We start from the raw sequence: 13,265 nt of genomic DNA, 5'->3' as shown, positions 1-13,265 counted from the left end.
AATTCATGTAAGTGGCTAATTAAAATAAAAAATGAGGTAGTTATGGATAGACGAAGTTTTATAAAGCTGTCGGCGTTGGCAGCAGGAAGCATGCTGTTTCCGACACAAGCAGCAAGAGCTGCAGCTAATAGACGCTCATTAACGCAAACTGCGCCCATTGAATTATTACCAAGTAATGTTCTACGCCCTTGGCTTGGGAAAGCATTTTGGGGTAATCGTTTGCAAGATTGGCGTTTGAATGCAGGCAAAATTGAATGTATTCGCGGTGATCGTGGTTTTGAAATGCGCACAGTGTCTATTTTAACTCGCCAACTCAACGACGCGCCAAAGCCAGCACGTATTAAAGCTAAAGTCAGTAATTTAACGCCCACTAAAGCCGGTTTTTGTGGCTTTTTATTAGGGGCTGGCGCAGACCAGCTTGATTACCGTGCAAGTGCATTAATTCAGCGAGCTTCAGGTAAAAATGGCGGCTTTATGGCGGTCATTAATGATAAAGGTGAGCTAAGTTTTAGAGACTTTTCTGACACCAATAAACCGCTGGCATTCGAAAAAGTGGTTAGAACCAATACCGTTAACATTGGCCAACTTCATGACCGTGAAATTATTCTAGATTGCCATATTGACCCAGTATCAAATAATAACTTTGATGTCCGTTTAGTGGCCATAGACAGTAAAACCAACAAAGAATTAGGCTTTATTGTTCGTACTGGTGTGCCTGGTTCTGAGCTACTTGGCGGAGTCATGTTGTTGTCTTCAATGCCATCTAAACAAAGCGGCGCAAGATGGGCGTTTGAAGATATTCAGTCCGGTGGTGAAAAACTCTCGCAATTCGACGACAGAGGATTAGGGCCGGTTATTGGTTGTATGCATAGCCTGAATAAATCGGTATTAAAGCTAAGCGCACAATTTATGCCTGTTGCTGATAATGAATACCGCAACGTGACACTTGATTATCGACAATCATCAAACAGCGAATGGCAATCTACTGATTCACAAATTGAACCGGGTTATGTGATTCAATTTAGAGTAGAAGGTTGGGATAACACGCAACAATATGATTACCGTGTTGTTAGCCATGAAAACGGCAAGGCAGCTGTGCTTTACCAAGGTCAAATATTGAAAGACCCTGGTCAGTCTAAGCCGTTGTCGATTGCATTATATTCTTGTTTAGTGGCCACCAACTTGTCATTAGATATTGAACACTACAAAACGCGCTTGAAACAAGAAAAGTTGTTAGGTCGTTTTGGTCCTGAAAACATTTTATTCCCGCATACTGAGTTAGTCGATAATTGTGATAGTCATGAACCCGATATGTATGTGTTTTGTGGTGATCAATATTATGAAGCTACGCCTACCCAAGTATGGCGAGGCCGACCTGATTCTCATTTAGATATGTTGTATCGCTGGTACTTATGGTACTGGACATTCAGAGATTCAATTCGTAATAAACCGTCGATATTGTTAGCCGATGACCACGATGTTTTACAAGGCAATTTGTGGGGAGTAGGCGGTAGAGACCCCGTGGTACTTGAGGGCGAAAAACGCACTGAAGAAGACGGCGGCTATATGGAAACCAAAGCGCTGGTTAAAATGGTTTATCGTATGCAGCATGGTCATAACCCAGATGCGTATGACCCTACGCCAATAGATCACGATATTCCGGTTACTTATGGTGCCTTTGTTTATGGTGGCGTTAGCTTTGCGTTGGTTGAAGATAGAAAGTTCAAATCAAGACGTAATATTAATATCAATCCATTACACACTCAGGGAGAGTTATTAGGTCATCGTCAAGAGCAGTTTTTGCGTGCATGGGCTGATATGGACAAAGGGTTGCCTAAAGTTTGTATTGCCTCTTCTATTTGGGGATCACCTCAAACCAAGAGTAACTTAGAACCACTATTAGATTACGACTCAAACGGCTATCCACCTGATGGTAGAACCCGTGCTGTTAAGCTGATTAAAGACGCCGGTGCCGTGGTAATTTGTGGCGACCAACATTTACCAATGATGGCCAAACAAGGGCTTGATACCTTTGATGATGGACCGCTATTTTTTGCTGGCCCTGCAGCAGCTGCATTCTGGCAACGTTGGTTTGAAGGTTTAGGTAAGTTGGATAACCAGTTTAATAATGACCCTAATACCGGCAACTTTACCGACATATTTGGTAATAAAATGCGCGTGTTAGCTGTGGCAAATCCGAAAGTGACTTATGATGACTTTAAGCAACAAACCAATAATTCATGGAGTAACTTTTTGGCTGACCGCTCATTGAAAAGCGAAGGCTACGGGATTGTGAAGGTTGACCATAAAGCCCAACAATTTGAGTTTGAATGTTGGGAGTGGAATGCCGACCCAAGCAAAGGTAAGCAATTCCCTGGTTGGCCTTACATTCATAAATTTGAACAGGCCTAACAGCAGATTCCGGCTCAAAAGCGTTGCCGGAATGACGCAAGCTTACGCATTACTGGAATGACGTTATCTGCTACATCGTCGGAATGGCGCTAGCTAACGCGTTGTCGGAATGACGAATGATTCGTCCAAATGACAACAAAACCCGTCACCCTCGAGATCTTTAATCGAGGGTCTGCTTTTTGTTTCATCTGTAAAGTAGATTCCGGCTCAAAAGCGTTGCCGGAATGACGTTATCTAGTACACCGCCAGAATGGCAACAAACCTCGTCACCCTCGAGATCTTTAATCGAGGGTCTGCTTTTTGTTTCGTTTGTAAAGCAGATTCCGGCTCAAAAGCGTTGCCGGAATGACGTAAGCTTACGCATTACTGGAATGACGTTATCTGCTACATCGTCGGAATGGCTCTAGCTAACGCGTTGTCGGAATGACGAATGAACCCCACCAGAATGGCGTTATCTGTACAGCGTCGGAATGAGTAATGATCCCTTACCTGAATAGCATTAACTAACGCGTCACCAGAATGACAACAAAGCTCGTCATCCTCGAGATCTTTTATCGAGGATCTGCTTTTTGATTTTTTAGTTATTTTTATTCGTCACTATTACGCCAGCTTGATATCGGGAGTTTTGGATTGTTTTTGTATGATTAATTCAACAAAAATTAACAAAAACCTTATTTTTCCTCGCAAGGTAATTAACAATATTGTTACAATGGTTCATCTGTTAAAATCAAACTTATACTAAAAACTGTATATAAAAATCAGAAGGTTAAGTTTATTTCTGTTGTGTTTGAGTCTGACTTTAAAGCTATAGGCACAATTTGATAACAATTAAAATAATAAAAAATAAATTGAATATTGTTAACAAAATTATGTTGACACAGGTTCGATGCGTTAGTAATGTTTGAAACTAAGTTGCAACAAAAAATTAACCTATGCAGCTTTGCTTCGGCAGAAACATAAACGCTCTTGGGGGAGTAACATGCCAATTCAAACGTCCAAATATAAATACAGCTCTGTGTACCTTGCTTTGCTAACCGCAATGTCTATGCAAGTTGTGGCAGAAGAAAATGACCAAAATGCTAATACTGATGAAATTGAAGTGATTCAGGTTAAGGGTTTAAAAAGCAGTTTAAAAAAATCGATTAATGACAAACGCTTTTCAGAAAACTTAACCGATTCAATCAACTCTGAAGATATTGGTAAATCTACTGACCAAAATATTGCTGATGCATTATCTCGTGTAACGGGTGTGACGGTGCAATCAGTTGACGGTGAAGGTTCACGTATTACTGTTCGTGGTGCTAATTCTCAGCAAAACAATATCAGCATGAACGGTGTGCAGTTAGGTTCAACAGACTTTAGCCAAAGCGTTGACTTATCGCAGTATTCTTCAGATATTTTATCTAAAATTGAAGTTGTAAAAACACCCAGTGCTGACCATGAAGAAGGGGCATTAGGTGCAAACATTAATTTGATCACTAACAAGCCGTTAGATTTAAATTATAAAATTAGAACTGTAACGGTTGAAGGTCGTTATAACGATTTACTGGATGATGATAACTACAAGGTTTCAGGCACAGTTTCTGAAAAGTTACTAGATGACACCTTCGGGGTTATCTTTACAGCGGTTAAAGAAACAAATTCTTATCGTAAAGATCAATATACTGCTGATAATTGGGTGTCTGAGTTTTCTCATTTAGCAACCGATACAGACGGTAATGAAGTACAAGACGTTTGGGGTCTGACTAATAAAAATACCCGCTACGAGCTGTATAACAATGATGTAGACCGCATGAACTTTAACTTAGGTTTACAGTGGGCGCCTACAGATTCTACCGAATTTAATCTTAATACTAATTACACCAAGCAAAAATTTGAAAGCTCGATGCATGGTGTTCAAGTGCGAAGTGGCCAGCAAGGTAACATGATAGAAGGGGTTGACCCTGGTTTAGGTGGCGGCCCGTCACAGTGGAGTGACCCGCAAGCAAGTTGGCATACCATTGACACCAAAACCAATACATTTACTAAATACTTGAACCGCTTTGGCGATGGCGGCTTAAGCCAGTCTGAAAATAAGTTTGAAGAAGAAAACACCGTAGTATCATTTGATGTGCGTCATGACATTACTGACAACCTTGTTATGGAAGCCGGTTTGGGGTATTCAAAGTCTGAGCGTATTCCTGAAAACCAAGTTTATATTGCCTTGCAAAACTATGGCAATATTAACCGCTGGTTAATTAAAAATGTGCCTGCAACAGACATAGAGCCAGTAGGTTACGACTGTACTAATGGCCCATGTACTATTGTTGATGGTAGTGGCTTAATTGATTTTGGTGCTAACAATGAGTTTGGTGACCCATTAAATGTTTGGGATAACTATTCAACTACTGGTTTTAACGCGGATGAATTAAATGCTCAGCATTTAACTTTCTTAAATCGCTCTGTTGTGGCAGTTGAAGATATACAAAAGTCAGCCTTTGTTGATTTTGACTGGGTATTAGATGTTGGCCCATTAAGAAGTATTGAGTTTGGTGCTAAATACTCTGAGCGTGAAAAATATGTTGATGATCAACAAAATGGCTTCAATAGTGTTGGCGAAGGTATTGTTATCAATAATCCATACACCGGGGCTCCAACAGTTTTAAATGATGGCTTAAATTCATTAAGTGGTGACTTGTTTGCCACAGATGAAGGTTTCCCAGTTGATGATTTCATGTCTAGCAATGGTTATGGCAGAGATTCAGTGACAGATGGCTGGACAACTTTTTCAGCTTTCAAGGCATTTGATTTAGCCTTAGGCTCGCCTGTGGTTGGTTTTACCCCTGACGACTCAAATACTCGCTCAGCAGAACTTGAGAACTTTGCCACATATGTAAAAGCGAATTTTGACTTAGTTGATGGCCGTTTAACAGGTGATCTTGGTGTCCGTTATGTTAAAACTACTGTAGATACTTCTGGTTCGTCAGGTGTGCAGTTTGCCTTTGATCCAGGTAACGTTGGCCGATTAATGGACCCTTTCAAATTGGCTGAATTGCGTGATTCTAGCCTGCCAGAATGTAGTGGCATTCCATTTTATGGTACTGATTGGAACGCAGAAGCTCGTTGGGGACGTGTTGATGGTAATGGTTACGATACTGTTGGGACAAGTGACTTAAGTGATGATGTTGCGCGCCCAGATGAAGGTCCATGTTTTGACCCTAATGCGGTTCGTGGTAATCCAAATGAATCAGATTGGTGGTTGTGGCGTCATAGTGATATTTCAACTGAAAAGTATTATGTCTATGGCGATCGCCAGTTAGATGAAAATGGTCAGTTAGTGGCAGAAGATAGAAGTCGTCGTACATTTGGAGTAACGGGTACACATGAGTATGACGTATTCTTACCAAGCCTTAACTTAAACTATGCATTGATGGACGATACCATTTTACGTTTTGCGGCTTCTAAAACAATGGCAAGACCGCAAATTGACTCACTTCGTCCTGGTTTTAAAGTGCGCGAAACTCAATGGGGTGGATATAACCGTAATAACACCATTACGTTGACGTCGCCTAAACTTGATCCGCTTGAATCTGTCAACTTTGATTTATCGTATGAGTGGTATTTCAACGAAACAAGTTTGTTATCAGCCGGTTTGTTCTACAAAGATATGACTAACTTTGAAGAGTCTGAAACAGTAGTCACATATATGGATGACCTTCGTGATGTAGGCTTAACTGAAGGCGAAACATATAACCCAGATGATCTAGTGTTGGTTGCTGGTCAAGACAGTCTTGAACAATGTATGCCAAAGCGTTTTCAGGGTAGTGATGAGTTCAGAGAAGACTGGATGTACTCTGGTGACTTAGAGCAAATGTGTGCTCAGTTTAAAACAACCCGTATCAAAAATGGTAAAGGTGCAACCATTAAAGGGGTTGAGCTGCAATACATGCAAACTTTTGACATGTTGCCCGGATGGTTATCAGGCTTTGGTATCCAAACTAACTATACCTACCAAGATAGTGCTTATGATCAGGAGGTATCTTCAATTGATGATTCAGTGAAGTTGCCTTCATTGCAGGTTGCTTATACGCCAGAGCATAGTTATAACCTAACGGCATTCTGGGAAAAAGACGGTCATCAATTACGCTTATCTTACCGTGGTAACTCAGACCAGTTAGCCCAACGCTCTTGGGAGTCGGGTTCTTTGTGGGAAGAAGGTCGTCAAACGCTTGATTTCTCAGCAAGTTATAAACTGAATGACTTTGTTACTTTCTCATTTCAAGCAGTTAACTTAACTGATGAAGGTGTGCGTCAATATTACACTAGCCGTTTCTTAAATGTGAATGGAGAGGTACTTGATGAAGGTAGTCCAATTGATGGTAATGCAACCGACTCTCGTACGGTTTATCAATATCAAACAGGTCGCACATTCCGCTTAAATGCGCGTATGAACTTCTAATCACATCGTTCGTTATAGGGTCACATTAGTGGCCCTTTTTTATGATTATTTTATGGATTAACCACCATTACTATGTCAGAAAGTTTCGACAAGGAGGGTAATATGAACGTCCCATTTGTTTATCGTAATGCGTTATTGTTAGGTGCTTTAACTTTAGCAGGCTGCCAGCAAGCCGCATCACCTGAGTCACTGATAACGGCAAAAGAGCTGTCAACATCTGAAATTGAACCTAATAACCCTGCTAGTCATCAAGAGGCCAATTTGATGACTTTGGTGGATTTCACCTCGGTGGAACCGCAAGGTTGGTTACAAAATACCACTGCTAAAAGTGCCATTGAAAAAGACCATTTACAGATTAATTTTTCAGCTCAAGAGAACATTTCAAAACTAACCATAAAACCACACCAGCCTTGGGATTTATCATCATTAAGTCGCTATAACTTAGCGTTTGATGTGGTGAACCCGCAAAATGAATCGGTTCACTTTTACTTGTCTGTTGAAAATCAGCAAGGGGAATATCAAAGCCGTTCAATCAGTATTGCGCCTCAATATAAGGGCACAGTATTTTTTCCGTTAAACGGAGTAGAAGCCGATACTGAAGCTGGTTTTTGGGGCGATGCGATGCCTTGGAAAACCGATGACCTATTAATGGTTTGGCGTTCGTGGCGTGCCGATAATGTTGACTTAACTCAAATTGCCGCTTTGAACTTTTTCACCATAGGTTTATTAGAAAATCGCTCAATACAAATTAAAGATATCCGCATTAGGGCAAACCCAGAGCCTGATCCACAATGGCTTAAAAACATTGTAGATCAATATGGTCAAAATGCGCTTATTGACTACCCGTTAAAAATTACCTCCGATGAGCAATTAGCACAGCAAACGGCAGAGGAGCTTGCTCAACTTGATGCGTCAACCGGGATGCCAAATCGTTCTATATACGGTGGGTATACTAAAGGGCCTAAGTTAACCGCCACTGGATTTTTTAGAACTGAAAAAGTAGACGGTAAGTGGTGGATGGTTGACCCTGAAGGGCATGTGTTTTTCTCCCATGGGCCAGCTAATGTGCGAATGGCTAACATGTCGACTTTAACGGGGATTGATTATAAAGATGATGCCGTACGATATCGTGACCCGAATGAAACTACTCCTGAAGACTCAATGGGGACAGTGCAAATTGCCCAAGCGATTAAAGATAGCCGTTACGTTGCGTCACCGCTACGCCACAATATGTTTAACTGGTTACCTGAATATTCAGACCCATTAGCTAAACACTATAGTTATCGCCGCTCAACCCATAAAGGGGCAATGCCTCATGGTGAAACCTACAGTTTTTATCAGGCCAATTTACAGCGTAAATACGGTAATCAACCTGATGGCGCATACCTTACTAAATGGCATGAAGTCACATTATCTCGAATGAAAGATTGGGGCTTCACTTCATTTGGTAACTGGGTTGACCCGGCTTTTTATGCGGCTAAACAAGTGCCATACTTTGCCAATGGTTGGATTATTGGTGAGTTTAAAACCCTGTCTGGTTCAGTAAATCATTGGGGCCTAATGCCTGATCCTTTTGACCCAGAATTTGCCCGCCGCGCTAAAGTGACTATTGATGAGATTTCAGAGTCTGTAAAAGACTCACCCTGGTGTGCAGGTATTTTTATTGATAATGAAAAAAGCTGGGGTGAGCGAGAAGGCTCTGTAGAAGCACGCTACGGCGTTATATTAGATGCCTTGTCTAAAAGCGTAACTGAAAGCCCAGCTAAAAAAGCCTTTAGTGAATTTTTAAAGCAAAAATATACCAAAATTGAGCAGTTAAATACTGCTTGGCAAACCGAGATTAGTGATTGGGACACTCTTAACCAAGGAGTGAGCTTCAGCCAGTTTAGCCAGGCTCAAGTAGCTGATTTATCAAGTTTATTAGAAATTTTAGGTGAGCAATACTTTAAAGTTGTGCACAACACCTTAGCGGATAAAATGCCTAATCATCTATATATGGGCGCCAGAATGGCGAATTGGGGAATGCCGGATGAAATTATTAAGGCATCGCTAAAATATTCTGATGTATTGAGTTTTAATATTTATGAAGAAGGTATGCAACCGCACTTTTGGCTGTTTCTAGAAAAGGTTGATTTACCGGTGGTAATTGGTGAGTTTCATATTGGCAGTACTGATGGTTCAGGCCTGTTCAACCCAGGAATTGTTCATGCCAGCGGTCAACAGGATAGAGCCAATAAGTACAAAAAGTACATGCAAAGTGTGTTAGAAAAACCGTATATGGTAGGCGCGCACTGGTTTCAATATGTTGACGAGCCGCTAACTGGCCGAGCATTTGATGGTGAAAATGCCAACATTGGTTTTGTTACTGTGACCGATACGCCTTACCCGCAATTAATTGATGCGGTTAAAGAGGTAACTTCAACCATGTATCAGCAAAGGTTAGAAGACTAACTCATTTTGATTGAAGTATAGGGTTAATGGCTAAGTAGCATTAGCCCTTTTTTATGGCTCAAAATCCTCACCAGTTATGACAATAAAAAGCATAAAAGTGATACTTTTACATGTGATATGTGTATTTTGCCGCCTATTGCCACGCTAGGATGTTAACAAGTTATTACATTTAAGCCATAGCAATAACAAGAGGCAACAATGAAAGCTAAACCTAAAGCAATAAGCCAGTTTGACGATGCATTTTCACAAAAGCGCTCTACCTCTGGATTAGGGGATATGGACGATCAAAACGATCCAGTAAAGATGATATTGGGTTTAAAAGAATTACGCAAAGTTGCACATAATTGTACTACTTTTCAATCTGGCTCAACCCCAGGAAGAATTGTCATTCCTTCAGAAGTGGCGATTAGAGATACACGTCAAATCCCTTTCGAGTTAGACCCGCCTGAACATACTGGTTTTCGACAATTACTTAACCCTTGGTTTAAACGTCCATTAGATAATGCTTACCAAGCTAAGTTACAACAGATAATTGATAACACCATTGACCATGCTTTACAGCAGAACGCTATTGATATTGTGGCTAGTTTTGCTTTGCCGCTACAGTCAAAAGCCTTGACTTTGCTACTAAATACTTCAATGGATAGGGCACAAACTTGGATTGACTGGGGAACACATGTATTTAGAAGTGAATCCAGTAACTTAGATGCAGATAAAGCCAATATTTTATATGACTACATTGACGCTGAAATTGATAAAACAATGGCTAAAACAAGGCCCAGTGTTCCCACCACAGAAGACCTTTTTTCGGTACTGCTAAATGCGGAAGTTGACGGCAAAAAACTGACCAAGGAACAAGTTAAAGGTGTGATGATTTTAACCTTTGCAGGTGGTCGAGATACGGTTATTAACGCCATTACGAATACCATTGCTTACTTTAGTGAAAACATCAGTGATTTACAGCGAATTGCTAACGAGCCAGATATTGTTAACCGAGCCGTTGAAGAATTATTACGCTATTTTTCTCCTTTAACCCAAATGGGTCGTGTTGCCACTGAAGATACAACTGTTTGTGAACATGCCATAAAAGCAGATAGCCGGGTGTCATTGTGCTGGGCCTCTGCCAATCGAGATGAAAACGTGTTTAGCAACCCCAACACTGTCGACTTTGACCGCAAAATCAATCCTCATGTGAGTTTTGGCTTTAGTCATCACAACTGTTTAGGAGCAACACACGCAAGGCAAATTTTAAGGCAACTGGTGCTGACACTGGCAAATAAAGTGGCTGATATTAATGTTGTTAGCGCTGATGAAAACATTGAACAGTTAGGCGAGTTTTCACGCAAAGTGGGCTTTAACCGTCTTGAAGTTAGCCTGACGGCTAAATAACGCATAACGCAATAAAACTAAAACCAACAATAAAGGATTAAACCATGGCTAAAGTGATTTTTGTGACTCAAAACAACGGCTCAATGGAAGTAGAAGGCGACAGTGGCTCTTTAATGGAGTTAGCCGTGGCAAACGGTGTAGCGGGTATTGATGGTGATTGTGGCGGTGTTTGTTCGTGTGCTACCTGCCATATTTATGTAGACCCAGCAGACTTTGACAAAGTAGGTGCTGCACAAGAAGTTGAAAGCGATATGTTGGAGTTAGACGACAAGGTTACCGAATACAGCCGCTTGTGTTGTCAAATTGACGTGTCTGATCAAATTGATGGAATGACTTTTGTCGTTGCAAACTAATATCAATTAAAGGGTTAAACCATGCAATTTTCAGCTGAAGAGCTTCATTCTAACAATGGTGCTGTAGTGATTGTTGGTGCCAGTCATGCAGGGGTTAATTTTGCTTTTAATCTGCGTCAACAAGGGTGGACTGGCAGTATCACGTTAATAGACAGTGACCCCGAGTTACCGTATCACAGGCCGCCATTATCTAAAAAAACGTTGCAATCAGCAGAGTTGAAGTCGACACCTTTAAAAGCTGAGAAAGCCTACAACGACCACAATATTGATTTTAAACTTGGCAATAAGGTGACTGCTGTTAATCATTTAACCAAGCAGATCACTCTTGATGACGGTCAATGTATTCATTATGACAAATTAATGTTAGCCACAGGCTGTCGAGCCTTTATTCCGCCTATTTCAGGCTTAGAAGTGAATGATTCTCTCAATAATCGCTCAATCTTTACCATGCGCACTTATGCCGATGCACAGGCGATTAAAGCTGCGCTGATTAATAGTGTAGATAAACACGTGGTGATTATTGGTGGTGGCTATATTGGGCTTGAAAGTGCGTCATCTTTTATCGCAATGGGTGCCAAAGTCACCGTAATTGAAAAGCAGCCGAGGATATTGTCTAGAGTAACCTCAGCTGTAATGTCTGACTTTTTAACTGAATTACATCTTAATAAAGGTGTTGAATTACTGACAGATAAAGACGTAATTGAAGTTAAGCCACTCGCTAATAAAAATACTCACAAGCAAGTTGTGGTGTGTAGTGACGGCACTGAATATTGTGCCGATTTCATAATTGTTGGCGTGGGCGTTAGGTTAAATACCCAATTAGCGCTTGAGGCGGGTGTTGACGTTGAGCAAGGCATTAAAGTGAATGAGGTTTGCCAAACATCTAATGAAGATATTTTTGCTATTGGTGATTGCACTCAACAGTTTAGTTCACTGTATCAAAGATGGATTCGGCTTGAGTCAGTTCAAAATGCCGTTGACCAAGCCAAGCTTGCGGCACAGTTTTTAACGGGGAAATTACCTCAAGGTGAGCCTGTTCAGCATACAGTTCCTTGGTTTTGGTCAGATCAATATGATTGCAAATTACAAATTGTTGGTTTGTCTGAAGGCTATGATGAACTTGTTGTGAAACAAGAGTCAGCCCAGCAGTTTTCAGTTTGGTATTTTAAAGCGGATAAATTGCTGTGCGTAGAAGCGGTTAATTATACCAAAGCTTATGTGCTGGGTACGCAGGCGATAAAGCAAAATCTATTAGTTGATAAGACGGCATTGCAAAGTGGTGATGCGTTATCTAAAGAAAGCTTGTTTTTAGCGGTTTCTAGCTAACACTGTCTTTGTTGAATGGTCGGTAGCGCAATAGTTCAGTGGGCTAATTGTTTGCGGTACTGATGCGGGGTGACATTAAAGTGTTGTTTGAATTGCTTGATGAAATATGACGAACTGGAAAAGCCTAATTCATAAGAAATATCAGTGACTGACGTAGTCGTTTGTCCTAATAACCTGGCAGCATTATAGAGCTTGTGGCGGATCATATAATCAGAGTAAGCCACTCTAAAGTGATTTTTAAATACTCTAGAGAAATAAGACGGTGATAGGTGACATAGTTTGGCTGCCTCTTCTAACGACAAATTTATCGCCGTGGGTTGAGTTAATTTAGCCATTAATGGCGCCAGTTTTTGGTAGCTATTTGAGACATTTAGCGGAGTTTGCTTGCTGGTTAAACTGCTTTTGCCATATTCGCACACTACGGTCACAAGACTATTGAACAATTGTTTGCAGGTATGGCTTTGGGGATTTTGGTTAAATTCAGTCAATAACCAACCCAGTAATTGATGAATTTTTTGTTGTACCTCAGTGGAAAATTGCAAATGCAAACCGGTTTTTAGTATCTCAGTAAATTGGTTTATGGATGGGTCATTGAGGAGTTCAGGCATAAATTGAACGATATACCAAGATTTGGGGCGTGGGTTTAGTACAAAGTTATGGCTTTCCATTGATGGCGTGAACACGGCTTCAAAATCAGCAAGTAGGCTTTCTCCCTGATGATAGAAGTAACTGCCATCTATTTGTTCAAAAAAAATGAACTCATGCACTTGATGAAAATGCAAAAAGCATGTGTAGCTATCATGATGCAAATGACTCACATAATGGATTTCAAAGTCGCAGCCATCTTTTAAGCAATAGGGTTCGCAGTAACTTGTTGGTTTTTTCATATATTTATA

Annotated in this window: 7 protein-coding genes; 6 read left to right on the top strand and 1 reads right to left on the bottom strand. The window is 40.8% G+C overall.

Annotated features, from left to right (window positions below; all coding sequences use genetic code 11):
* Positions 1-42 precede the first annotated feature (42 nt).
* The 6 genes from L2672_RS10830 to L2672_RS10805 all read left to right on the top strand — a co-directional run bounded on the left by L2672_RS10830 (position 43) and on the right by L2672_RS10805 (position 12,369).
* A complete protein-coding gene (locus tag L2672_RS10830) occupies positions 43-2,412 on the top strand; it encodes an alkaline phosphatase D family protein (protein WP_248995870.1) in 2,370 nt (789 codons plus the stop codon).
* A gap of 979 nt (positions 2,413-3,391) precedes the next feature.
* Positions 3,392-6,850: a TonB-dependent receptor gene (locus tag L2672_RS10825; RefSeq protein WP_248995869.1), complete on the top strand. Its 3,459-nt coding sequence runs from the start codon at positions 3,392-3,394 to the stop codon at positions 6,848-6,850.
* Between the two features lie 102 nt (positions 6,851-6,952).
* Entirely contained in the window at positions 6,953-9,301 is a 2,349-nt protein-coding gene (locus L2672_RS10820; protein ID WP_248995868.1) for a beta-galactosidase, read from the top strand.
* 198 nt (positions 9,302-9,499) lie between these two features.
* Positions 9,500-10,690 carry a cytochrome P450 gene (locus L2672_RS10815; protein WP_248995867.1) on the top strand — a complete coding sequence of 397 codons (1,191 nt, stop codon included), beginning with the start codon at positions 9,500-9,502 and terminating at the stop codon, positions 10,688-10,690.
* 44 nt (positions 10,691-10,734) lie between these two features.
* A complete protein-coding gene (locus L2672_RS10810; protein WP_248995866.1) occupies positions 10,735-11,043 on the top strand; it encodes a 2Fe-2S iron-sulfur cluster-binding protein in 309 nt (102 codons plus the stop codon).
* 21 nt (positions 11,044-11,064) lie between these two features.
* Positions 11,065-12,369, top strand: coding sequence for an NAD(P)/FAD-dependent oxidoreductase (locus L2672_RS10805; protein ID WP_248995865.1), 1,305 nt, complete (start codon positions 11,065-11,067; stop codon positions 12,367-12,369).
* 35 nt (positions 12,370-12,404) lie between these two features.
* Here L2672_RS10805 and L2672_RS10800 read toward each other — a convergent pair whose 3' ends face one another.
* A complete protein-coding gene (locus L2672_RS10800; protein ID WP_248995864.1) occupies positions 12,405-13,256 on the bottom strand; it encodes an AraC family transcriptional regulator in 852 nt (283 codons plus the stop codon).
* Positions 13,257-13,265 lie beyond the last annotated feature (9 nt).

Origin of the sequence: Shewanella gaetbuli (assembly GCF_023284065.1) — a bacterium.
Lineage (GTDB): Bacteria > Pseudomonadota > Gammaproteobacteria > Enterobacterales > Shewanellaceae > Shewanella > Shewanella gaetbuli.
The sequence above is the reverse complement of the archived record's forward strand: the minus strand, read 5'-3'. Positions and strand labels throughout refer to the sequence as shown.